The organism is Luteibacter sp. HA06, assembly GCF_054061215.1.
In genome coordinates, this window is record NZ_JBSSDZ010000001.1 from 4,326,608 (window position 1) to 4,349,798 (window position 23,191).

General features: G+C 63.4%; 21 protein-coding genes. 10 read left to right on the plus strand and 11 right to left on the minus strand.

Annotated features, from left to right (window positions below; genetic code table 11):
* On the minus strand, positions 1–858 hold the full coding sequence (locus ACVWWJ_RS20045) for an STAS domain-containing protein (protein ID WP_456969218.1): 858 nt from the start codon (positions 856–858) through the stop codon (positions 1–3).
* 149 nt (positions 859–1,007) lie between these two features.
* Here ACVWWJ_RS20045 and ACVWWJ_RS20050 point away from each other — a divergent pair, with 149 nt between their 5' ends.
* Complete coding sequence (locus ACVWWJ_RS20050) at positions 1,008–1,361, plus strand: response regulator (RefSeq protein ID WP_159894637.1); 354 nt, start codon at positions 1,008–1,010, stop codon at positions 1,359–1,361.
* Positions 1,362–1,518: 157 nt separating this feature from the next.
* Here ACVWWJ_RS20050 and ACVWWJ_RS20055 read toward each other — a convergent pair whose 3' ends face one another.
* From ACVWWJ_RS20055 to ACVWWJ_RS20065, 3 genes are read right to left on the minus strand one after another with little or no spacing between them, the layout of a single operon-like run.
* The gene (locus ACVWWJ_RS20055; protein ID WP_456969219.1) at positions 1,519–2,280 is read right to left on the minus strand and encodes a tetratricopeptide repeat protein; all 762 of its coding nucleotides are present in this window, start codon (positions 2,278–2,280) and stop codon (positions 1,519–1,521) included.
* A gap of 53 nt (positions 2,281–2,333) precedes the next feature.
* Positions 2,334–2,717, minus strand: a complete 384-nt coding sequence (locus ACVWWJ_RS20060) for a nuclear transport factor 2 family protein (protein WP_159894643.1) — start codon at positions 2,715–2,717, stop codon at positions 2,334–2,336.
* A gap of 20 nt (positions 2,718–2,737) precedes the next feature.
* Positions 2,738–3,637 carry a LysR family transcriptional regulator gene (locus ACVWWJ_RS20065; RefSeq protein ID WP_456969220.1) on the minus strand — a complete coding sequence of 300 codons (900 nt, stop codon included), beginning with the start codon at positions 3,635–3,637 and terminating at the stop codon, positions 2,738–2,740.
* Between the two features lie 111 nt (positions 3,638–3,748).
* Between ACVWWJ_RS20065 and ACVWWJ_RS20070 the strand changes: the two genes are divergently transcribed.
* The 3 genes from ACVWWJ_RS20070 to cycA all read left to right on the plus strand — a co-directional run bounded on the left by ACVWWJ_RS20070 (position 3,749) and on the right by cycA (position 8,246).
* Positions 3,749–4,813 carry an aldo/keto reductase gene (locus ACVWWJ_RS20070; protein WP_456969221.1) on the plus strand — a complete coding sequence of 355 codons (1,065 nt, stop codon included), beginning with the start codon at positions 3,749–3,751 and terminating at the stop codon, positions 4,811–4,813.
* Positions 4,814–5,191: 378 nt separating this feature from the next.
* Positions 5,192–6,718 (plus strand): hypothetical protein, encoded by a 1,527-nt coding sequence (locus tag ACVWWJ_RS20075; RefSeq protein WP_456969222.1) that lies wholly within the window; start codon positions 5,192–5,194, stop codon positions 6,716–6,718.
* 151 nt (positions 6,719–6,869) lie between these two features.
* Positions 6,870–8,246: a D-serine/D-alanine/glycine transporter gene (gene cycA, locus ACVWWJ_RS20080; protein WP_159894653.1), complete on the plus strand. Its 1,377-nt coding sequence runs from the start codon at positions 6,870–6,872 to the stop codon at positions 8,244–8,246.
* A gap of 169 nt (positions 8,247–8,415) precedes the next feature.
* Here the strand turns inward: cycA and ACVWWJ_RS20085 are convergent, their stop codons facing one another.
* Together ACVWWJ_RS20085 and ACVWWJ_RS20090 are read right to left on the minus strand one after the other, a co-directional pair.
* Positions 8,416–8,916: a PH domain-containing protein gene (locus tag ACVWWJ_RS20085; RefSeq protein ID WP_456969223.1), complete on the minus strand. Its 501-nt coding sequence runs from the start codon at positions 8,914–8,916 to the stop codon at positions 8,416–8,418.
* A 13-nt stretch (positions 8,917–8,929) separates the two neighbouring features.
* Complete coding sequence (locus ACVWWJ_RS20090) at positions 8,930–10,264, minus strand: lysozyme inhibitor LprI family protein (protein ID WP_456969224.1); 1,335 nt, start codon at positions 10,262–10,264, stop codon at positions 8,930–8,932.
* Positions 10,265–10,584: 320 nt separating this feature from the next.
* On the opposite strand from ACVWWJ_RS20090, the gene ACVWWJ_RS20095 reads away from it, so the two are divergent.
* Entirely contained in the window at positions 10,585–11,391 is an 807-nt protein-coding gene (locus tag ACVWWJ_RS20095; protein WP_456969225.1) for a restriction endonuclease, read from the plus strand.
* A gap of 60 nt (positions 11,392–11,451) precedes the next feature.
* Positions 11,452–12,252, plus strand: a complete 801-nt coding sequence (locus ACVWWJ_RS20100; RefSeq protein ID WP_456969226.1) for a restriction endonuclease — start codon at positions 11,452–11,454, stop codon at positions 12,250–12,252.
* Positions 12,253–12,376: 124 nt separating this feature from the next.
* On the opposite strand, the gene yjjJ is transcribed toward ACVWWJ_RS20100, so the two are convergent.
* Both yjjJ and ACVWWJ_RS20110 read right to left on the minus strand, forming a co-directional pair.
* Entirely contained in the window at positions 12,377–13,777 is a 1,401-nt protein-coding gene (gene yjjJ / locus ACVWWJ_RS20105) for a type II toxin-antitoxin system HipA family toxin YjjJ (protein ID WP_456969227.1), read from the minus strand.
* Between the two features lie 247 nt (positions 13,778–14,024).
* Complete coding sequence (locus ACVWWJ_RS20110; protein ID WP_456969228.1) at positions 14,025–15,560, minus strand: FAD-dependent oxidoreductase; 1,536 nt, start codon at positions 15,558–15,560, stop codon at positions 14,025–14,027.
* A gap of 260 nt (positions 15,561–15,820) precedes the next feature.
* Here ACVWWJ_RS20110 and ACVWWJ_RS20115 point away from each other — a divergent pair, with 260 nt between their 5' ends.
* Entirely contained in the window at positions 15,821–16,264 is a 444-nt protein-coding gene (locus ACVWWJ_RS20115; RefSeq protein WP_456969229.1) for a lysozyme inhibitor LprI family protein, read from the plus strand.
* Positions 16,265–16,288: 24 nt separating this feature from the next.
* Positions 16,289–17,863: an XVIPCD domain-containing protein gene (locus ACVWWJ_RS20120; protein WP_456969230.1), complete on the plus strand. Its 1,575-nt coding sequence runs from the start codon at positions 16,289–16,291 to the stop codon at positions 17,861–17,863.
* On the opposite strand, the gene ACVWWJ_RS20125 is transcribed toward ACVWWJ_RS20120, so the two are convergent.
* Both ACVWWJ_RS20125 and ACVWWJ_RS20130 read right to left on the minus strand, forming a co-directional pair.
* Positions 17,826–18,587, minus strand: a complete 762-nt coding sequence (locus ACVWWJ_RS20125) for an SDR family oxidoreductase (protein ID WP_456969231.1) — start codon at positions 18,585–18,587, stop codon at positions 17,826–17,828. The two genes, ACVWWJ_RS20120 and ACVWWJ_RS20125, sit on opposite strands and share 38 nt — an antisense overlap.
* A complete protein-coding gene (locus ACVWWJ_RS20130) occupies positions 18,587–19,747 on the minus strand; it encodes an MFS transporter (protein ID WP_456969232.1) in 1,161 nt (386 codons plus the stop codon). The genes ACVWWJ_RS20125 and ACVWWJ_RS20130 overlap by 1 nt, the downstream gene beginning before the upstream one ends.
* 80 nt (positions 19,748–19,827) lie before the next feature.
* On the opposite strand from ACVWWJ_RS20130, the gene ACVWWJ_RS20135 reads away from it, so the two are divergent.
* A complete protein-coding gene (locus ACVWWJ_RS20135; protein WP_456969233.1) occupies positions 19,828–20,733 on the plus strand; it encodes a LysR substrate-binding domain-containing protein in 906 nt (301 codons plus the stop codon).
* Positions 20,734–20,765: 32 nt separating this feature from the next.
* On the opposite strand, the gene ACVWWJ_RS20140 is transcribed toward ACVWWJ_RS20135, so the two are convergent.
* Positions 20,766–22,121: an aminotransferase-like domain-containing protein gene (locus ACVWWJ_RS20140; protein WP_456969746.1), complete on the minus strand. Its 1,356-nt coding sequence runs from the start codon at positions 22,119–22,121 to the stop codon at positions 20,766–20,768.
* 149 nt (positions 22,122–22,270) lie between these two features.
* Here ACVWWJ_RS20140 and ACVWWJ_RS20145 point away from each other — a divergent pair, with 149 nt between their 5' ends.
* A complete protein-coding gene (locus ACVWWJ_RS20145) occupies positions 22,271–23,134 on the plus strand; it encodes a DMT family transporter (RefSeq protein ID WP_456969234.1) in 864 nt (287 codons plus the stop codon).
* The last annotated feature ends 57 nt before the right edge of the window (positions 23,135–23,191 follow it).

Here is a 23,191-nt window from a genome sequence, read left to right on the forward strand (position 1 = left end):
TCAGTTCGCCTTCGTGACGGTAAGACCCGAACGCTTCAGTGCGAGCGCGAGCGCATCCGCAAGATTCGCCTTCGTCACGATGCCCTGCAGGTCGAGGCCGAGATGCACGATGGTCTGCGCGATCTGCGGACGCACGCCGCTGATGATGGCATCGGCACCCATGAGGCGGATGGCGGTCACGGTCTTCAACAGATGCTGCGCGACCAGGGTGTCGACGGTCGGCACGCCGGTGATGTCGATGATGGCGATTTCCGAACCGGTTTCCACGATGCGCTGGAGCAGCGACTCCATCACCACCTGGGTACGCTGCGAATCGAGCGTGCCAATCATCGGCAGGGCGAGCACACCGTCCCACAGCTTCACGACCGGCGTGGAAAGTTCGAGGAGCTCTTCCTGCTGGCGGGCGATCACTTCCTCGCGCGACTTCTGGAAAGCGCGCACGGTGTAGAGGCCCAGGCCGTCGATCAGCTCGGTCACCGCCCAGAGCTGGGCAGCGAGCTCGCCGGGGTTGCTGGCGTATTCGGCCTGGAGCAGGTCGAACAGGGGACGCTTCAGCGAGAAGATGAAGTTGGCGGTGCTCTGCGAGTCGAGCCCCAGCAGGGCCCGTGTGCGCGAAAGGCCATCGAGGAAGCTTCGCGCGTCGGCCCATTCACTGCCGGCGATGTTGCTGGCATCGCCAGCATTGGCACCGGTGACCAGCAGGCGCAGGAACTCACGAGTCTGTGCCTGGAACTCAGCCGGGTTGATCCGGGAATCACGCGACGCACCGCTCGCATCCAGGTTCGCCTGCCAACTGGCCAGCACCTGGCCCTCGTTCTTGCGGGTGGCATCGATCGTCTGCTGGCTGAGAGCTGTCATGGTGATCCCCTTAAAAGCTCTATGATGCGGCCCAGCCTGAGCCAATGGAATAGCACATGGCATGCCTGAAGCATTGACGCCCGGTTCACATCGAACCGGCTATTTGCCTCGCCGATAACTCCCTTCGATTAACCCGTGAAGTACCGTCCATGACCAATGAAAAGCCCATTTTCGTCCTCCTCGTCGAGGATGAACCCTCGATCCGCGAGATCTCCGCGATGATCCTCGAGGATGCGGGCATGACGGTCCACACCGTTTCCAGCGGGGACGAAGCGGAAAAGTGGCTGGAAACCGGCAAGGCCGACGTGCTGTTCACCGACGTGCGCATGCCCGGGACGATCACCGGAAAGGAACTCGCCACGCGCCATAGCGACATGCACGTGCTGGTGACGTCTGGAGAAGCCCAGGAGCAGCACGACTGGCTGCAGGATTCCATGGGCTACCTGGCCAAGCCATACGACCGCAAGTCGTTGCTCGCCGCCGTGCGGGATATCGCCGCCTGAACTGCTTCCCGGGATGCTTTCTGTGATGCTCTCTGTGTGAGCCGATTCATCGGCGATGGGTGCTAGCCGCAAACTGCCCCGCTAACGCGGGATCGCCGATGAATCGGCTCCTACAAGAGCATCGCCGATGAATCGGCTCCCACAGGGGGGGGGCGATCTACTTTGCCGGTGGTGCGGTCTTCAGGCCTTTGAGCGCTTCGAGGCCGGCTTTGGACTTGGCATCGGTTGGCTTCAGTTTCAGGCACGACTCGAATGCCTTGCCCGCCTCGTCATAGCGCTTCAACTGCGTCAGGTCGACACCTTGCCCGCCGTACGCGCGGCACAGGAAATCGCTCTTCTCCGAGTCCTTCCAGACATCCATCAGGTCGATGTTCCGGATCGCCGCGCGATACAGCTTGAACGAGTCGTCGTAACGACCTTCGTGCTGGTTCACGTAGGCAAGCTCACCCAGGTACTGGGAATCCTTCGGCGACAGCGCCAGCGCTTTGCCCAGTTCGGCCTCGGCCTCCGGGTAACGACCCAGGTCGCTATAGGCGTACCCGCGCGCCCAATAAGCCATCGCCCAGGACGGTCCGATATTGATGATCCGCTTGCCGTTGGCCGGGTGCTTCTTGTCGCCCTTGGCCAGCGACGCGTAATCCGCACTGAGCGCCGGACCGCGCGGCGAATACACCTGGTCCTGGCTTTGCGCGTACTGGTGCTCCAGGCGGGTGACGACATCGGCGAGCGGGCCGTCGATCGCCGCCTGCGGCTTGCCGGCCTTGATCATGTCGATGCCGTCGGATACTTCCTTGTCGTCGCTGCTCTGCTTGATCACCTTCGCCGACTGCGGCGTTTCCTTCGGGGGAAGCGCCGCCTCGCAGGCGGTGAGGGACATCATCAGACACGCGACCGCGGCGTGCTTCCATAGCATGGGCATTGCAGGAACCCTCATCGTGAATGAGGCGAAGCTTGCCACAACGCCGGTGAACCTCAACCGCGATCGATGATCCGGTTGATCTTGCCGCCGTGGAAACCGAATTCCGAGGTGCCCTGCATCTCGATGATGCTGCCCGCGCCGGGGCCGTCCGGGATGTCCTCGCCGATCTCGCCATGGAAGTCGATGGTGGCGATCACTACCGTGCCTTCTTCGTGCATGTCGATCACCGTCTGCGTGCGCGCAGCGAACAGCGCGGCACCTACACGAGCCAGCTTGCCCAACTCCGCCTTGCCGGTCGTCTCGACGCTCAGTTCGTCACCGGTGTGGTGCTCGAAGTGCACGTCGTCCGTGACCAGGGCAAGCATGCGTTCAATATCGAACTGGTTATACGCGGCGATGTAGGCGTCGATGAGGTTGCGGCGTTCGGCGTCGATCATGGTCGAGGGTTCCTGGGTGGTCATAAAGCGTGGCGTTCGCGAAAGAAGTCGATGAACACGCGCAGCTTGCGCGGCACGTGCACCCGGCTGGGATAGTACAGATGGAAGGCGCTGTAGGTGGGCCAGAAAGATTCCAATACCGGCACCAGGCGGCCACTGTCGAGATCGGCCCGCACCATCTCAACCAGATGGGTCCCGATACCGACACCCTGCCGTGCGCCTTCGACCAGCAGCTCGCCGTCGTTGCTGATCATCGACGGGGCGGCCTCCACCTCGACGATCCGGCCGTCCAGCTCGAATTCCCAGCGCATCAGGCTGCGCTCCTGGTCCAGGCGGATACAAGCGCAGCGATGGGTGAGCAGGCCCGCCGGCGTGCGCGGCTCGCCGTGCCGCGCGAGGTAGGCGGGCGACGCAAACGTCGCAACCGTCAGCGGACCGCCGATCGGTACCGCCACCACGTCATTGGCCAGGCTCTCGCCCAACCGGAACCCGGCATCGAAGCCACCCGCCACGAGGTCCTTGAAGCGGTTATCGCAGTGGAGTTCGACGACCACGTCCGGATAGGTGGCCATGAATTCGCCGAGGTGGGGCATGATCACGAGGTCCGCCACCACGCGGGACAGATTGATGCGCAGGACACCAGCCGGCGCCTCTCGCGATTCGTCCACGGCGTCCACGGCCCGGGCGATGGCGGTCAGGCCGGTCTGGGCCTCGGCCAGGAAACGGCGACCGATTTCGGTGACACCCACCCGGCGCGTAGTCCTGTCGAGAAGGCGCACGCCCAACCGCGCCTCCAGCGAGCGAACCGTCTGTGACAGCGCCGACGGCGATACGCCGAGCTCCCGGGCAGCTCGGGTAAAGCTCTCGTGGTGCGCCACGCGCGCGAAGGCGGAGATGGCAGGCAGGAGATCAGGTGACATCGCGCCCTCCATTATGAAGCAGTACTTCAAAGCCTATGCCTTGATCACCCATTTATCCAGAGGCAATCGCGAGACTATCGTGAGCGGCATCCCTCCACGGAGAACGCCCCCATGAGCAAGCGCCTCAACGACTACATCACCCTCGGCCGCTCCGGCCTGCGCGTCAGCCCCGTCTCGCTCGGCACGATGACCTTCGGCGAGGAATGGGGATGGGGCGCCGGTGAAGCAGAGTCACGCACCATGCTCGACACCTATATGGAGCGCGGCGGCAACTTCATCGACACCGCCAACTTCTACACCGGCGGCACGTCCGAGAGCTTGCTGGGCAAGTTCCTCGCCGGCCGCCGCGACCGCGCGGTCATCGCGACCAAGTATTCGCTGACCACCGATCCGGCCAACGCCAATGCCTCGGGCAACCATCGCCGCAACATGGTCCGCGCCGTGGAAGACAGCCTGCGCCGTCTCGACACCGACTACATCGACCTCTATTACCTGCATGTATGGGACGGACTGGTACCGGTCGAAGAAATCATGCGTGGGTTCGACGACCTCGTGCGCGCCGGAAAGATCGTGTACGCGGGCATCTCCGACACGCCGGCCTGGCAGGTCGCTCGCATGCAGACGCTCGCCGATCTCCGCGGCTGGGCGCCCCTCATCGCACTGCAGATCGAACACAGTCTCATCGAGCGCACGGTGGAACACGACCTCGTGCCCATGGCGCAGGAACTCGGCCTCGGCGTGGTCGCGTGGTCGCCGCTGGGCAGCGGTGTCTTGTCGGGCAAGTACACCCGCGCGGATATCGAAAAGCACAAGGGCGGCGACATGTTCAACGGCGGTCGTGCTGCCGTCGCCGCCGGCATGGGCGCATTGAGCGAACACAACCTCGACATCGTCGATGTACTGAAAGCCGTTGCCGAAGATGTCGGCCACACGCCCGCACAGACGGCCATCGCGTGGCTGCTCGCCAAACAGGCTCCCGCGATCATCCCGATCCTGGGTGCCCGCACCGCTGCGCAGTTCGAGGAAAACCTCGCGGCACTGGAGGTGACCTTCACCGAAGAGCACATCCGCAAGCTCGATGAAGCCAGCGCCATCACCCCGATCTTCCCCAACTCGATGCTAGCCCGCGTCCACGACACCGTCCGCGGCGGCGCCAACGTCGAGAGGCTTTGGTAAACACCAAGCGCGCCGCCGGTTAGGAGCCAGCCCCCCTGTGGGAGCCAGCCCCCCCTGTGGGAGCCAGCCCCTTGTGGGAGCCAGCCCCTTGTGGGAGCCAGCCCTTTGTGGGAGCCAGCCCTTTATGGGAGCCGGCCCTTTGTGGGAGCCGCTTCAGCGGCGATAACCGGTCGCCTCGCGGCCCCATCGCCGCTGAAGCGGCTCCCACACAGAGCGGCTCACACACGAAGCGGCTCACACACAAGGACAACGTGGCGTCCGCTGTGTCCACGCCGTTCGTCCGCGGACACAGCGGCGCGGCGCACATCCCGGCGCTTCCAGCACTTCCCGCTTTGGCCCACCCCTTGCAACCCCGTTCCCGACCTAAAGGGAGCGGCTATGGCAGGCACATCAAAACGGATCTGGGTTTTCCTTATAGCGACAAGCGGCATCGCACCACTCGCTCACGCGAACGACCCGCCCCCGGTGCACTACGACATCGGTCTCGACGTAAAACAAAACGCCGTCGAAGCCATCACCGTTCGGGCAACCGTGCGCACGGGCGACGACGGCATCGTCGACTTCGACCCACCGAAGCAAAACCCCGCCGAGGTACACGCCGAACGCGGCCAGCTTGATACCTCCGTGGCTGGACGCTGGCGAGTCACCGCCGCACCCGGCACGGATATCGCGCTTGCGTGGCGAAGCCAGAAACCCGAACCGATGTCGACGCTTAGCATGGTCGCCTGGGAGAAAGCCGTCGCGCCTCCCGATGCCGTGTTTTCGTATGGCGCCATCGTCCTTGCCGTTCCACGAGGCCCGGGCACGCGCAAAGTAACCGCCACCATGACGTTACCACCGGGATGGCTGGCTTCCAGCGACCTGACGAACGGCACGCTGAACGCAGCGAACCTCACCTTTGCGTCGATCCTGGCGTCGCGCGAGCTCAATTCGACGACACACCCGGTCGGCGCGAGCACCCTGCACCTTGGCTCCATCGGGACGCGTCGGCAGGAGGCTGACTCCATCGCCACGCTGCTCGCCTCATCATTGAACGCGTTGCGTAGCACCGTCGCGCCAAAGGATGCAGCCAGCAACGACAGCACCGCAGGCGCCACACAGCTCACAGTCAACCTGATCACCCTCAACGAGGGAGACGCCTGGGGCAGTAGCGCCGGAGGTGCATCCGCGACCATCTTCCTGGCCCACGAAGACCCCTCGCGATCCTGGCTGTTCGAGATACTGCGCAGTCTGGCGTGGGCGGACGAGCCACCGGGTGACGCGTCCACCGCGTGGTTTACGCGGGGCGTCACTGGCTATCGCGTCGCCAGCGCCCTTCGCGCCGAGGGAATGTTCGACAACGTCACGTTCGCCCGGCATATAGACCAGACCCTCGGCATGTACGGTGGATCGCCTTTTCGGCGGGTGTCGAATGCGCGGGTCGTCGAGGACTATGACCGTATCCGCGAGATGCAAAGCCTGCCGTCCGCACGCGGCGAACTCTTCGCCTGGCTGCTCGATGCGCAGATGAGGGAAGCGACCCAGGGACGCAAGAGTCTGGCGGATGCGCTCCGACGCATGGACGCCGAGACGGCCGCGGCGCATACAACCTTCCACCCGGGTCCAGCTTTGATCGCCGCCGTCGCGGCTGAGGGCGGCGGCGATATCGCCCCGCTCTACCAGCACTACATCGTGGATGGCCAATTGCTGCAATTACCGCGCGACGCGCTCGGCCCCTGCTTCAGCATCGGCACCGTCGCCTACGACTACGGCTGGCAGCAACAGCATGTTTTCGCGAAGGCGAGTGGGACGTGCGAGGCGCCGGGAAATGCGGAAGCTGCTTCTGTGGGAGCCGCTTCAGCGGTAGCCACTTCTGTGCGAGCCGCTTTAGCGGCGAAACCCGGTCGCGACACCCTTCGCCGCTGAAGCGGCTCCCACATGAGGCATTCGCCGCTGAAGCGGCTCCCACAGAGGCTCCCACAGAGGCTCTCCAGACGCTCCCACGTGGCACCGCCGCCTTGCCGGATGGCGGCCACCCCCGTATGTTCCGTTCTTCCGTCCCGATCGAGCACCGTCGATGTCGCACCCGCAGGAATCGCCACCCGAACAGCACCTCAGGCGCAGCCTGTCGAACCGACATCTGCAGCTGATCGCCATCGGCGGCGCCATCGGCACCGGCCTGTTCATGGGTTCGGGCAAGACGATCAGTCTCGCCGGGCCGTCCATCCTCTTCGTCTACCTGATCATCGGCGTGATGCTGTTCTTCGTCATGCGCGCGATGGGTGAGCTGCTGCTCTCCAACCTCGACTACAAGTCGTTCATCGACTTCTCGACGGACCTGCTCGGGCCGTGGGCCGGCTTCTTCTGCGGCTGGACGTATTGGTTCTGCTGGATCATCACGGCCATCGCGGATGTGATCGCCATCTCGTCGTACGCGCAGTTCTGGTTTCCGGGCCTCGCGCCATGGATACCGGCGCTGCTCTGCGTGATCCTGCTGCTGGTGCTGAACCTCACAACCGTCAAGCTCTTCGGCGAGCTGGAATTCTGGTTCGCGCTGATCAAGATCATCGCGATCTGCGCACTCATCGTCTGCGGTTTTGGCATGGTGGCGTGGAGCTTCCATTCGCCGGACGGCCACGTCGCCTCGCTGCACAACCTGTGGAATGACGGGGGCATGTTCCCCACCGGCATCAGCGGCTTCTTCGCTGGCTTCCAGATTGCCGTGTTCGCCTTCGTCGGCATCGAGCTGGTCGGCACCACCGCCGCCGAGACAGCCGATCCGGAGCGTAACCTGCCCAAGGCGATCAACTCGATCCCCGTGCGCATCATCCTGTTCTACGTACTGGCCCTGGTCGTCATCATGTCGGTGACGCCGTGGCGCCAGGTGCTGCCGGGCAAGAGCCCGTTCGTGGAACTGTTCGTCCTGGCCGGTATTCCGGCTGCGGCAAGCCTGATCAACTTCGTGGTGCTCACCTCGGCCACTTCGTCCGCCAACAGCGGCATCTTCTCGACCAGCCGCATGCTTTACGGCCTCGCCGAGGAAGACCACGCGCCGTCCGCATTCAAGCGTCTGTCGAAGGCAGCGGTTCCCTCGCGCGGCCTGCTGTTCTCGTGCATCTGCCTGCTCGGCGGCGCGACGCTGGTCTATGTGATTCCTGACCTCGTCACCGCATTCACCTTGGTCACGACGCTGGCCGCGATCCTCTTCATGTTCGTCTGGTCGCTGATTCTCGCGGCGTATATCGCGTATCGCCGCAAGCGCCCCGAACTGCATGCAGTGTCGAGCTACAAGATGCCCGGCGGGGTGTTCATGTGCTGGGTATGCCTGGCGTTCTTCGCCTTCGTGCTGGTGCTGCTGGCATTGGAAAGCGATACGCGGCAGGCGCTGATTGCGAGCCCGGTGTGGTTTGCGATTCTGGGTATTGGTTACGCGCTGCGTCGTCGCAAAGCCTGAAGAAAATGTGGGAGCCGGCAAACCGGCGAATGTGGGAGCCGCGAATGTGGGAGCCGCTTCAGCGGCGATCCGCGGCAGCGGGCCAGAATACGGCGAGCACCCATCGCCGCTGAAGCGGCTCCCACATAGAGCAGGCACCCATCGCCGCTGAAGCGGCTACCTCAAAAGATCAGGGGGCGGCCAGGACAGCGCCCTGCCCTAGCGCCGCCGTGACAAACGCATCCGGCTCATCCGGCGACAGCACCAGCTTGCGGCCACCGGCGAGCACCACGACCACGCCGTGCTCCCGGTTACGCGCATAGCTGCGCACAAAGCCAATCCGGCGCGAGTAGAACAAGCCGTCGAAGGCGAAGAAACCGCCGTTACCAAACACCCGCGTCATGCCCTGGAACGCCAGCGCATCGCGGCCAACGGACGTGCCACGGAGTTCGAACGACTTGCAACCGATCACCTTGCGCACGATGAGCTTGCCGTCGCCGATCTCGTACTCGCGCGTGGAGACCAGATAGGTCACGCCAAGGATCAATACCAGGACACTGCCCAGGTACGGGCCGACCAGCTGCCCCGCATCCCGGCCAAACAGGATGACCAGGGCGACGACAAGAATCGCCACCGTCGTCAGGCCCAGCCAGCGGGCCTGGGCGGACATGCTTGTGGAATAGATCGTCATGCGCCGCACCCGCTCAGTGCGTCTCGGGTGGCGGCGGGGTGACGGGTGCCGACAACAACAGGCCACCGCGCACCACGTCCACGTACGCCGAGGCAACCGGCTCGAGCTTGCCATCCTTCAATCGCCACGCCGACACCATCCAATCGTCGTTCGCGCGCCAGCCCACGTGGCCATGCCCGATCAACCCGACCAACGTCTCGTCGCGAAAGGTAAGCGGAAACAAGGTCGCCTCGGTGTCATACCCGGTCATGGAACCGGCGGCGAGATCATCGCTGCCGAAGTCCGGCAGGGTCGGCGCATCACCCTTCGAGGCGATACCGCCCGGCGCCTTAGCACGGGCAACAGCCGCGTCGTAAGCAACCTTGTCCGTACCCTCCAATGCACGATCCAGCGTGCCTGCCTGGGGATTGCGGTCGTACTTCGCCACATACGTCATCGCTGCCGTGCCGAACTCGTCGCAAGGCGATTGCTTCGGCGCGCATACAGCGCCGTCCAGCTTCAAGGCGTGATCGAAGCGCAGCACTAGCTCCACGGCCGGACCGAAATCCTTACCCGTCCATCGGCTGGCTTCGATAGATTGCTGGTCCGCGTCGCCGATGTCGACATTCAGCGCAGCGAAGTCGTCACCGATCTTCGCCACGAGGTGATTGGTCATGCAGTCGTCGCCCCACACCGGCGGGCCGTCGATAGCGACGGCTTTCTTTCCATCGATGCGATAAGGCGCCTCGGAAAGACAATGCGCCGTGCCACCCATCGAGTACGCCGAGCTGAAAGGCGAGCCGGCTAGCACGCGGTTCGTCAGGCTCTCGTCGAGCTCGCCGATGACCTTCTTGAGTGCGGCATCGGGCTGGTACGGCAAGGCAGAGGCATCCTTCATCTCGACCTCGGTGGCGAGGACGATCGGCGCACCCTTCCCCTTCAGGTCGTTGAGGATGTCGCGTGAACCGGAAGGCAGCCTGGGCAGCGCGGCCGACACGACGGTCAACGGAGCCTTCGGTTTACCCGCGTCCAACCCCGCCAGGAACTCGATGCGCCGCTGGTACTGCCCCGCCATGACGTTGACCAGTTCCTTGTCGAGACCACCACTGATGTACGTCCAGGCGGTGTCGTCGCGGCTAGCGAGCCAGTGGCGCTGGTCCAGCTTGAGGGCGTCGGCCTTATCGGGGTGGTTCTTCAGGGCCGTGCGGAAGGCATCACCCAGCTTGCCATCCAGCGCCGAGACCTTGGGCGAGGCGCAGACCGCCTTCTCACTAGGCGACCCCGCTTTGGCGCAATCGAAGCTCGCAGCCTGACCAACCAGCGGCGCGGCAAGCAGCAGCGCAACACTGGCGACTCGTAGATTCTTCAACACAGGCGATCCTTCGTCTTGCCGGCGGGTGGCGGCAATATCTGTATCTTGAACAAAACCAGAGGTGCCGCCAAGGCCAAACACCACCCTCAAGAGCCCCTGATTCTCTGTGGGAGCCGATTCATCGGCGAAAGGCGTAGCCCCAGACCTCCCTGCTGACGGCTCAATGTAGGAATCGCCCTACAGAAATCCACACAGAACCCCGCTATATTCCCCGAGTCCCATCGAGGCAGCCGGGGGGTTTGCTCTGATCGGGAAACCATTGAGGGGGAAGTCATGGAAGTCCCGTACCTGTTGGAGTCGGCCCGATGAGGCCTGGCATGAAATCCGTTCGCCATCGCCAGGACGATGCGCTGAGCCGGCTCACCTGGGGAGCCTTCGAGCATCTGGTGGCCGTGCACTTCCGGCGGCAGGGCTATCGCGTCGAGCACACCGGCAGCGGCGAAGGCAGCAGCGTCACCGACGGCGGTATCGACCTCAAGCTCTACCGCGATCAGGAACTCATCGTCGTCCAGTGCAAGCACTGGAACTCCTTCCAGGTGCCGCACAACGACGTGCACCAGCTCATCGGCGTGATGCACACGGCCGGCGCCACCGCCGCAATCTCGATCACCTCGGGCGAATTCACCACGGCAGCGTGCGAGGCAGCGGCGAAGTTCCGTCATATCAAGCTGATCGATGGGAAGACGATCCGGGCCATGCTCGGGCCGGTCGCCGAGCCAATCGTCGAGGCCCCCACGTTGCCCGAGTTTCCACAATGGTCGGGCGCGGCTCGCCCGCCTGTGCGACACACGCACCAGCGTCGGACCGATCGTGCTGCAGCCGTCGCTGCCGTGGCCGCCGTCGTGGTGATGGCCGGTGCGCTGGTGATGCTCTACACCTTCTACATTCACGAGATTCAGCAGGCGCAGATGGCGAAGCTACACGGAGCGACGCAGCCTGCCGTGGCCGAGCAAACAGCTAACAGCTCGCTTCCGACCATTCTCCCCGGTCTCGTGTCCGCTTCGAAGGCAATCGATGGAACAACGAAACGGCCCCTGATCGTTCATGGCACGCCCGCAGCGCGTGACGTCATCGCGGAGTGGAACGACAAGCCGCCCGTGGCTGCCGCGATCAAAGATCAGTAAGCAGGACGCTTCATGTGACACAAGGAGGTCACGTTCCGCCACACCGATTCCCTGGCCAGCATGCCCTGGGATGACTTCGAACGCCTGATGGCGAGGCACTATGCCGCTCGCGGGTATCGGGTCGAACACACGGGGACGGGGGCGCACACGTCGTCGCGCACTTTCGACGGCGGCATCGATCTGAAGTTATTCCGTGACGATGAATACATCGTCGTGCAGTGCAAGCGTGAGAGCGTCCTTCAAGTCACGCATAACGTGGTTCACCAGCTCATCGGCGTGATGCACACACAGCACGCGACCCGCGCCATCGTCGTCAACACGGGCGAATTCAGTGACGCAGCCCTCGTTGCCGCGGCAGAGTTCCCCCAGGTCGAGCTGATCGACGGAGTGCAGTTGCGCAACATGCTCGCGCAGACGGGCGACCTCCCCACGACACGGGCCGATGACATTATTGCTTCGATGACTGAGACACGGGGTCGTCGGCAGCCACCGCGCGGGTCCCGGCAGAGATCTCGACAGGCCACGGTGGGCTCTTGGGTGGTGAAGGGCATCCTTGCCGTCGGTGCTCCCTTGTTTGTTGCTTACGTGTTCATTCCGTCGGTTCTGAAGACAGCCACTGCTCCGCTTCTCCACGTGTCGCAGCGCGAGGTTGTTCCTCATCCTGCGGCAGCCAGCAGGCCGCCCGCCGCGCCGCTGGAATCGGCGCCGCCGTTGCAAGTTAGCGGCAGCGAGATCGCAAAGTCGTCATCGTCAGCTCAACCGACACTCACGAAGCTCAGCAAGAAAGAAGCCGACGAGTGGGAAAAGAAAAACGCCGAATCGATGCGCATCCTCGAAAAGACCACCCCGTCGCTCGAGTAACACGACACACTGATCCCATCCCTTGTGGGAGCCGATTCATCGGCGAATGTAGGAGCCGATTCATCGGCGATCCCGCGGCAGCGGGCAACGCCCCGCTAGCACCCTATCGCCGATGAATCGGCTCCTACAATGGCGCGGTCGCGGTGTTGCCAGCGCTGAATCGGGCACGCATTCGTTCGACGGCTTGCAGGTTCGCCTCGGCGATCATCCTGAAGTCGTGACTGATTTCGGCATGTGCAGCCACGCGCTGCCAGTATGTCTCCGCCCAAGCAGCAACCGTCCGCCAGACAGGGAGAATGGCAGGCGTCGGCACAGGCACCTGAAACTCACGCGCAACAACTTCACCGCTACTGGCCGGTCGGTACAACATCGGAAGCATGTCGTAGCTGGGAGTGAGCAGCAGCGGCAGCGCGTTATCGAGAAAGAAACTCAGGTTGCCAAAGTGCATATCGGTGTTCCCGATCAAACGACCGAACCACCACCGCTCGCGAACCTTCGCCACGACGTCACCGCCTACCCACCCATTCGTGAGCATCCGCTGGGTAGCACTCGGCCAATCGTCACGCTCACCGTCGTGTGCGTCACTCCAGGCGGCGAGAGTCACGGTCCCACGACGTCCGTGCGCACCCACGCGATCAAAGCGCGTTACTTCGAGGCAGAGTCTTCCCTGTGACCAGATCAGTTCAGTGGGGGAGCTGGCGTTTCCCTGCTCGGCAAGCAGTTCGCCCGCGAGGTGTTCGCACATCAGGAGATCTGCCCAGCGACGCGCCGCCGGGTGATTGTCGACAGGCTCGCTGAACTTGACGATGACGTGGCGAAGGTTGCCTTCGCCGTCGTCGACGATGGTCGTGAACTTGGGCTGCTCTCCGGCGGCCGACGATCCTACTGACTCACCCGCGAGTGCGGCGGTAGCAAGCTCCGCATAGCGATGCGCGCGGGACTCGGCCGGGGTCACATCGGGATCGGACTGCAGCGCGCGTTCCAGCGCTCCCTCCCCAAGCACAAAATTCCCGGGTCCGTCTTCCCCATGCAGCAGGAGAGCCGCAAGCACCGCGTCATCGTTCCAACGAAGAATGTCAGGGGAAAGACCGAGCTCGCGGGACCAGCGCTGCGCAAACTGCCGACCAAGGAAACCTTGTGGACGCTGGTCGTCAAGAAACCACGGCACGCCCGGAAAAAAGCCGTCAACGAACTCGTCGCGAAGCCAATCGACAGCCCCAGCCGGCGATACCAGGCTGCCTGAGCCATATAGAGCAGTCAGCGCACCGAAGTCGTGCGGCTGACCATCTACGTCGATACGGAACAAAGGCCACGTCGTGCCGAGGCCACGCACATCTCGGAGCGCCGCGTACCGAGCGCGTCGGGCTCGACCTATATGCGCAACACGGGTTCCGGCCTCCGCAAGCACGCGCGAGACCGTTGGCTGACTTATCCCCATAGCCTCCGCAAGCGCACTCGCACTGGACGGCCCACGCAGGCGTAGGGCATCAATAAGTGGGACGAGGCGATCGGCTGAGGCGGACATGACTGAATAGATAGTTGAATAGATCTTTAAAGTCAAGATTCTGTAGATTCAATGCGTTATAAACGTCGGTCTCGTCTATTTGAATAGATCTTTCAGGAGATTACCCCAGGTGATGAGTCACCGCCCGGCTCTTGTAGGAGCCGATTCATCGGCGATTGGGTGCTTGCGGGAATCTTGGGTGCTCGCGGGAATCCTGCCCGCTGCCGCGGGATCGCCGATGAATCGGCTCCCACAAAAGCGGGGGCGGCTAGGACTTGAGAAACTCTGGCCTGGACGCGAGCAATTCGGCGGCTTTCAGGGAATCCATGTCGCGGTTGATGGTGGCTACGGCGATGACCCGGCCGTCTTTCTCGTAGCGCACTTCGGCGTCCTTGTCCGCGACGGAGCCCTCTTCGCGGATCGCATCCCAATCCTCGGCGTGGCCGACGTAACGAATAGTCGTGTCGTAGTGCACGCTCCAGAAGAACGGTGGCTCCTCGAACGGGTCATGGATATCGAGCATGCTGGCGGCAGCGACCTGGCCGTGGCGCTCGGCGAGCACCCAGTGCTCCACGCGCGCCGGCTCGCCATGCGCTCCGGGATACCTCGCAATATCGCCAGCAGCAAAGATGTTCGGGTCCGACGAGCGCATCGACGCATCCACCACCACACCGCGATCGATCCGCACACCCGCCGCCTCGGCTAAAGACAAACGCGGCTTCACGCCAATGCCAAGTACCACACGCGTCGCACGTACGGACGTGCCATCGTCCAGCTGCACGGCACCATCGGCATAACCCTCAGCGCGTCGTCCAAGGTGGAAAACCACACCGTTGGCCTCGTGCAGCGCCTTGATCATCGTCCCGATCGAGGGCCCGAACTTGCTCCGCAAGGGAATCAGTTCCGGCCCGATCACGTGCACCTTCGCACCGCGATGGCGAAGCGAAGCGGCGGCCTCGAGTCCGATGAAGCTGCTGCCGATCACCGCAACCACATCGTCCGCGCTCACATCCGCAATTACCCGCTCGGCATCCTTCATGCTGCGTAGCGTATGCACGTGCGGTTGATCGAAGCCAGGCGACGACGGACGAATCGGTTCCGCACCGGTGGCAAGCAGCAGCTTGTCGTACGAGAGCGAGTCGCCGGATTCCAACACCAATGAGCGCGAGCCGGCATCGATCGAGCGAACCACCGTGCCCAGCTTCAACGAAATTTTCAGATCCTTATAGAACGCGTCGTCCTTTAGCGGCATCCATTCCGGCTCGGCCGTCCCCGCCAGATAGTCCTTCGACACGTTGGGCCGGTCATACGGCGCCTCCGCATCCGAACTGATCATGGTGAGCTCACCAGCAAATCCATGCTCACGAAGCCGCTGCGCCGCAGCGAAGCCCGCCGCTCCGCCGCCAACGATCACGAAATGCTTGTCCGCCATCAGCGCGCTAGCCTGAGACGCCTCGTCAGTCAGAGGCTCGCGAATAAACACCTTACCGCCCTCCTCCTCCACCCTCCATCGCGCAACGGGCGAGAGCGCCGGCGCCTTGAGCGCCCTACCCGTATGCAGATCGAAGCAGGCGTGATGCCATGGGCAGTTGATTGTGTCACCGACGCGCAGGCCCTCGTGCAACGGCCCGCTGTAATGACTGCAAGCGCCACCCAGTGCCACGAGGCCATCGCTGGTGCGTGCGACGATGATCGCCTCGCCCTTTACGTGGCCTGCAAAAACACCGTCGTCGGGAATGGTCGAGGCATAGACGCCCTGGCTGAAATCAGGCCCGACCGGTGCGGCGTCAGATTCGTTGGACATGGGGGGCTCCCGTACGGGCGGTGGCTGATCGTCCAATGTATGGACCAAATATGACGCTGGCTAGGCGGTTCTGTGTGCGCATGGTGATGTCTTGACCTCACCAATGCCCCGCGCGTTCCGTGCGATGTGCAATTCCGGAAGAAGTTGATGATTTTGTGAACACGCCGTTCTGCGACAACCGTCTCTTGGCATTTGAGCCTGTGTTAGGCAAGCTGCGGAGTCGTAAGAAACCCGACGCATCGCACGATCAGGAGTTACACATGAGAATGGTTCGCTCGCTCGCCGTTACGTTCGCCCTCCTCGTCACCGGCACCAGCGCCTTTGCCGCCGACAGCACCAGCCAGGTGATCAAGCGCCAGGCTCCCAAGAGCATCACGGCCACCTTCTACGGCTGCGTCGACAAGGCTGGCTCCGATGCCACGGCGCAAGGCGCCTGCATCAATGCCGAGAAGAAGGTGCAGGACACGCGCCTCAACACCGCCTACAAGACGCTCACGGCCAAGCTCACCGGCAATGCCAAAACCAATCTCCTGAACGCCGAGCGCGCCTGGCTCGAGTTCCACAACAAGAATGGCGACTTCGAAGCGTCGTTGTATGGCGATATGCCGGTGGCCGACCTCCAGGTCACTCAGAACGAAACCTTCCGCATCGCCGAACGTGCCGATGCGCTGGAAAAGTACCTCACCATCGCCAACGACCAATAACCGATCGCTTCACGGAGAAACGTCATGGCTGGTATCGATACGCATAATGTGAATTCGCTCGCGGGCGCCACGTACTTCGTGGTCGGACGCGGCACCGAAGGCGGGCCGTCTTCTTATCACCTGTCCATCACCGGCGTGACCTCGGGCACATCCGATCCGCATTGGGGACAGGCAAGCAGCATCGTCGCGGATAGCGGCTATTCGCTTGGCACCATCCAGGTGGACCTCGGCAAGCGTGGCACCTGGGCCCTCGGTGCCACCGATGGCGCCGCACTGAAGCCCGGCGAGACCACCTACGTGGACGGCATCATCGCGGAGTCAGCGAAGTACGCGAAGGAACACAACCTGCCTCACGCCGCCGACACCGCCAAGCTGCGCAGCGAACTCCTGACGCATGGCAACGGCGAGCACGGCCGCACCACGCTGCAGTTCATCGACAAGAACACGCGTGACAGCATCGACGCCTGGGCCGGCTCACAAGACGGCCAGAAGTGGATCCACACCAATATCGACTACCCGCAGATCAAGAACGCGACGCAGTCGGCCATGGATACGCTGGACAAGTACGGCAAGAACATCCCGGAAGATCGCCGCCTCGAAACCGTCGCCATCCTCGCCAAGACGGAGAACCAGATCCCGTCGCAGATGAAGAAATTCGAGAAGGTGCTGCAGGACGGCGGAAACTACGACGACGTGCTCGCCAAAGCCAACGAGATCAAGCAGACCTACTCGTACTACGACGGCCCGAAAGCCGCCGCGCTGGCCGAACAATACAAGAATGCCGCGAAGGACCCAGAGAAAGCCGCCGCCCTCGAACGCGCCAGCACCAAGGTCGGCGACGCCAACTTCGATCCCTCGAAATCCGGAACGGACCCAGACATCAAGGAAGCACTGAAAGCCATCGGGCAGGGCGGTCGCGCGCACGCTGCCGCCGGCCATGGCTCATTGAAGGATGGCTCGCACGGCGACAAGGTCACGGCCTTGCAGACCGATCTCGCAAAGCTTGGCTACACCGATGCGAAGGGCCACGCGCTGCGTCCGGACGGTGACTTCGGTCCGGGCACGAAAGCAGCGCTGGAGAAGTTCCAGCGCGCGAACGGCCTGACGGCTGATGGCGTGGCCGGCCCGAAGACATTGGAAGCCGTGCACAAGGCGACGCATCCGCAGCAGGCGACGACGCCTGCCACGGCGAGCCATCCGTCGGTGCCGAGTCTTTCCGATCCGGGTCATCCCGGCAATCCGATCTACAAGCAGGCCCTGGACGGCGTAAAGATCATCGACGCGAAGATGGGCCGCCCATCCGATCACATGTCCGAGAACCTCGCTGGCTCGTTGGCCGTAGCGGCGCGGAAAGAGACCTTCACGAACCTGGATCGCGTCGAGATCAGCGATGACGGCAAGCGTGCCTACGCCATGCAGGGCGAGACGAATTCGCCGTTCAAGCGCGTGGCCGAAGTAGATGTAGCGGCGTCGGTCGCAAAGCCGCTCGAACAGAGCAGCGCCGAGTTCACGAAGCTGGATCAGCAGCAGACGCAGGCCGCGAGCGTCCCTGCGCCGAGCCTTACTTCCCCCCCGTCACATCAAGGAATGTCCCAGTAATAAAGGACGCCTCGGCGCTCGCCAACCACAGGATCGCCCGGGCAACTTCCTCGGGCTGGCCACCGCGCCCCATCGGGATCGAGTCTTTCACGCGATCGACTCGTCCCGGTTCGCCGCCGCTGGCATGCATGTCCGTGTAGATATGCCCGGGGCGTACGCAGTTCACGCGTATCCCGTCCCGGGCAACTTCCTTGGCAAAGCCGGTAGTGAAGGTCTCGACGGCACCCTTGGATGCGGCGTAGTCGACGTATTCATTCGGACTGCCAAGCCGCGCGGCCGCGGAGGAGACATTGATCACCGCGCCGCCGGTTCCGTTGTAGCGGGTCGACATTCGCCTCACCGCCTGCTGCGCGCACAAGATCGGACCGATCGCATTGACCGCAAAGATACGTTGCATCCGCGCGAAGTCGAGATCCTCGATGCGAGACTGCAGGGCAAGCATGGCGGCATTGTTGACCAACACGTCGATGCGGCCGAACACCCGATCGATCTCCGCGAACAAATGCGCGACCTGATCGGGGTCTGCGCTGTCCGCGCGTACCGCCAGGGCTCGACGACCCTGCGCTTCAACGTCTGCCACGACGGCCTGGGCGGCAGACTCATGGGAGATAAAGCTGATCGCAACGTCGTAACCTTGCGCGGCAGCCAGCCTCGCGGTCGCGGCACCAACGCCGCGGCTGCCTCCGGTGATCAGGATCAACGGTACCCGTGGAACGTTATTCATCAGGCGAACCTCATGGCCGGACGGCGCAGATAGCGGCCCAGCGTCAGGACAAGGGGGACGATAAGCATGGCGGTCGCGGCGGAGGCCAAGACGGCGATGGTTCGGCTACTGTGGTCGGCGACAGCACCGTACACAATCGGTGCAATGCCGCCTGCGCCGATCACGCTGGTATAGAAGACAGCGAACGCGCGTCCCGTATCGCCATCGGAAAGCTCCGGCACCGTCCCGTAGAGTACCGACGACGTGCCGTTGAGCACGATACCCAGCATGGGAAGCAAAACCAGTGTCGGCATCAGTGGCGTAAACAACGTGGCGACGATGAGTAGCGCGGTGGCAGCTTCCGTCAGCGCGACACTTCCAACCACGCCCAGTCGCTCGCCCAGCCAGCTGCATGTCGCCTTGCCCAGGGCGCCGCCGATAAACAGCAGCGCGAGTGCGACACCCACCGTCGGCGAGCCACCGCCTTTAGCGTGCACAAGGAAAGGCAGGAACAGCAGGTAGCCCATGCGCGTCGCCGTATCGAGGGCACCGATCGTTGTGAGGATGACGAAGCCCGGACCGCCACGACCCGACGCTTTTGCGCTCGCGGTGTGTGGAGCGACGACCGTCCTGGGCGCCAGCGCCAGCAGGGCGAACGTCAGCATGACACCGAGGATCGCCATCATGCCCAGCACGGGCCGCCAGGAGATCACCGGCAGCAGGACGGCGACGATAGCAGGCAACGTGGCCTTGCCCAGGTCGCCAGAGAAATTGTAGATACCAAGGGGCCGCCGCGCGGCGGCACCATAGGTGTCGGTGACGAGCATCGAGCCACGCGGGTGCTGGATACTCGATCCCACGCCTGCCACGACCAGCCCCACGCAAAGGCCACCGAAACCGAGCGGCAACGCCATGATCAGGAAACCCAGGGCGGCCAGCAGCGTCGACAGGATCAACGCCGCTCGCGGCGACAGGCCACGGAGGACGCGATCGGCAGGAATCTGCAGCCCTCCCATCGTCGCGTAGTAGAGAGAACGAACCACCGCGAGCGCGGCGTACGAGAGACCGAATTGCGCCTGCCACCCCGGTAGGAAGGCGTAGAGGCTATCGGTGTAGCCGTCATGAAGCGCATGGGTGAGGGACGCGGCCAGCAGACTGCGCGGAGCGGGTGGAGTCGCCATGGCGCTATGATAGACAGACGATAAACCTGCAACAAGACAGCCTTTAGTCACGCTACCCGTCACTTTTAGTCACTGAATTTATGCGCCGCCTGCCACCCCTGAATGCCCTGAGAGTTTTCGAGGTCGCCGCCCGAACGGGCAGCTATGCCGAGGCCGCGACGGAGCTCGGTGTCACCCACGGCGCAGTGAGCCGGCATGTCGCCGGGCTTGAACAATGGCTGGGGCAGACCCTCTTCGTGAAGGACGGCCGCCGCATGGTCGCCACGCCGGCGGCGAGAATCTTCGCCGCGGAAGTCGGCCTTTCGTTCGACCGCCTTGCCGCAGCAGCGGAAACATGTGGCCGTCCCGGCGCGCGCCGCATCCTGCGGGTAAGCGCGCCGACAAGCTTCGCGATGCGCTGGCTGATCCCTCGGTTGCCTCGCTACCACGCAGACCATCCCGGCGTGGAAGTCGTGGTGACGACAGTTTCCACGATGGTTGAGGAACTACGAGGCGGCGTGGACGTATCCATCCGGCGCGGCGTCGCTCGCGATCACCTATGGCCTAACCATCGCGTCGTACCGGTCCTGGACGACGTCGAAACGCTGATCATGAGTCCGACGCTGTTTGCGCAAAGACCGATCATGAAACCTGCCGACATCGAGGGCCATGTGCTGCTCGCCACGGAAACGCGCGCGGGCGACTGGGAAAACTGGCTCGACGTGGCCGGGCTTCAGCACCTGGCCGATCACCCCCGCCAGACGTTCGATCATTTCTTCGTGACACGCCAGGCCGTGGAAGACGGCCTCGGCATCGGCATCGGTTCCTTGCCGATGCTCGACATCGATCTGGAGAACGGCAGGCTGGTCGCACCGCTGCCAAACATCCGGGTGGCGAAGACAGGTTACGTCGCGATCATTCCACGCCAGTCCGATGCCATGGATCTCTTTGCCGGCTTTGTTGAATGGCTCGCCAGTGAGACGGGACCGGCGCGTCGCGCCCGTTAGCTTCAACGCCACCATTTCGCGGCGAGTGTCTATTAGCCTTGTCCTGACATAGCCCTCGCAAGCACCGTAAACACTTGCTCATCCTGTGATTGCGCCACGTTGAAGCGCAGGAAGCCACTCGCGCCTGGCGCCTGGCTGAAGGCATTTCCTGGCGCCAGCACCACCCCATCCTTGAGACAGGCTCGGGCCAACGTCGCCGCATCCATGCCGGCAGGCAGCTGGCACCAGACGAACATGCCCGCACTGGGTGCGAGCCAGGGCGTGATGTCGAGTTCGGCAAGCCGTGCGATGGTTTGCTCCATGGCTCTCGCCAGTCGCTCGCGTACCGTTTCCATGTGCCGCCGATAGCCACTGTCGGTCAACGTAGCGAACAGAATCCCGGCAGACAGGCGCCCACCGCCGAACGAAGTCGCGATCTTCAAATCGGCGAGCCCCTCGATCCAGTCGGCACGCGCCGCGATGTAGCCACAGCGCATCGACGCCGAGATCGTCTTCGAGAAGCTGCTCACGTGAATCACGCGCGAAAGGCCGTCGAAGGCTGCCAGCCTGGGCGCAGGCGCCACTTCGAAGTCAGCGAAGATGTCGTCTTCGATGATGACCAGGTCCGACGCCTCGGCGAGCTTCAGCAGACGATGCGCGACTACCGCCGACAACACGGCACCGGTCGGGTTATGCAGACCGGAATTCGTGATGTAGAGACGCGGCGAGTACTCCTTCAGAATGGCTTCGAACATGACCACATCCGGCCCGCTCGGCGTATACGGAACACTGACCACGTTGACGCGGTGCGCCTTGAGCAAGGCGTGGAAATTGAAGTAACACGGGTCGTCCACGATCACCGTGTCGCCCGGCTCCAGCAGGAACCGACAGATCAGGTCGATGGCCTGGATGCCTGAGTCGGTGAGCATGAGCTGGTCGGGTGCGGTCTCGATACCGAAGCCATGCAACCGGCGCGCGAGCAACTGACGCAACCCGGCATGCCCCAGCGGCGTGCCGTACTCGACCAGCTCCATCGACTCGGCTCTCGCCGCGCTGCGCAGAGCCCGCCGCATGCCCGCTTCGAATAGCCAATCCGCCGGAAGCCAGCCGCAACCCGGTTTGAGTAGCGAGGCGTCCGCTTCGAGCGATTGCCGGGAGATCCAGAGCGGGTCAACTTCCCTCTCTACCTTCGGACCCATGCCCGCAAGCGCCAGAGGCGCAACGGGACCCGCGACGTAAAACCCCGCACCACGCCGGGAGGTAATCACGCCTTCAGCCGCCAGCCGCTCATAAGCTTCGACCACGGTCGAAACCGACAACTTCATGCCCAACGCCTGCGCGCGCACAGAGGGCAAGCGGGACCCTGGCACATAGCTGCGCGAGGCGATTCGCGCCCTTACCTCGGCCATCACCGCTTCGATTCGACTACCGCTACGCATGGCGCGCCTCGACTGTACTGGGTGAGATAACACTACAGTTTCTTTTAATTGTACTGTTTTGTGCCTCGTTAGCGCCCTATTCGAGTGCTCAACTTCGTCGGCCCGACAAGGAATGACCGATGGAAAGAACAACGAGTGGGTGGATCAACGGCTTTATCGGCGTCGCGATCTTTGCGGGCTCACTGCCGGCAACGCGCGCGGCCGTCGCCGACTTCGATCCCATCTTCCTGACCTGCGCACGGGCATCCATCGCCGCCCTGTTGGGACTGGCGCTCCTGTTGGTGCTGCGGCAACCGCGACCGGCCCTCGTCCATCTCGTGCCCCTCGCGGTGACGGCTTCCGGCGTGGTCGTCGGGTTTCCGTTGCTGACGGCCCTCGCATTGCGCCACGTCACCTCCGCACACTCGGTCGTCTTCGTTGGCCTCCTCCCGCTGTGCACGGCCATCTTTGGCGTGATTCGCGGAGGCGAGCGACCGCGCCCCGTCTTCTGGGCGTTCTCCATCTGCGGTGCCGCGCTGATCGCCGGCTACGCTGCCACGAATAGCGCGGGAGGCTCGACCCAAGGCGATCTGCTCATGCTCGCCGCCATCATCGTTTGCGGCATGGGGTATGCAGAGGGTGCGCGCCTGTCTCGCATTCTCGGCGGTTGGCAGGTAATCAGTTGGGCGCTGGTGCTGTCGCTGCCGATCATGTTGCCGACGGCGCTCATCACCCGGCCCGCTTCGTTCGAACACGTTAGCCACGCGGCGTGGCTCGGCCTCGCCTACGTGTCGGTATTCAGCATGCTGATCGGCTTCGTCTTCTGGTATCGCGGCCTGGCACAGGGCGGTATCGCCGCAGTAGGCCAGCTGCAGTTGTTCCAGCCGTTCATGGGCCTTGCGCTCGCCGCCATCCTGTTACGCGAGACGGTGAACTGGACGATGTTGACCGTGACGCTCGCGGCCGTTTTGTGTGTCGCGGGGTCGAAGAAGTACGCGGCGTAATTCCGGACATGCCACAACGGTAGAATTCCCAGGCGGCCGGGATGCGCCGTTTCAACA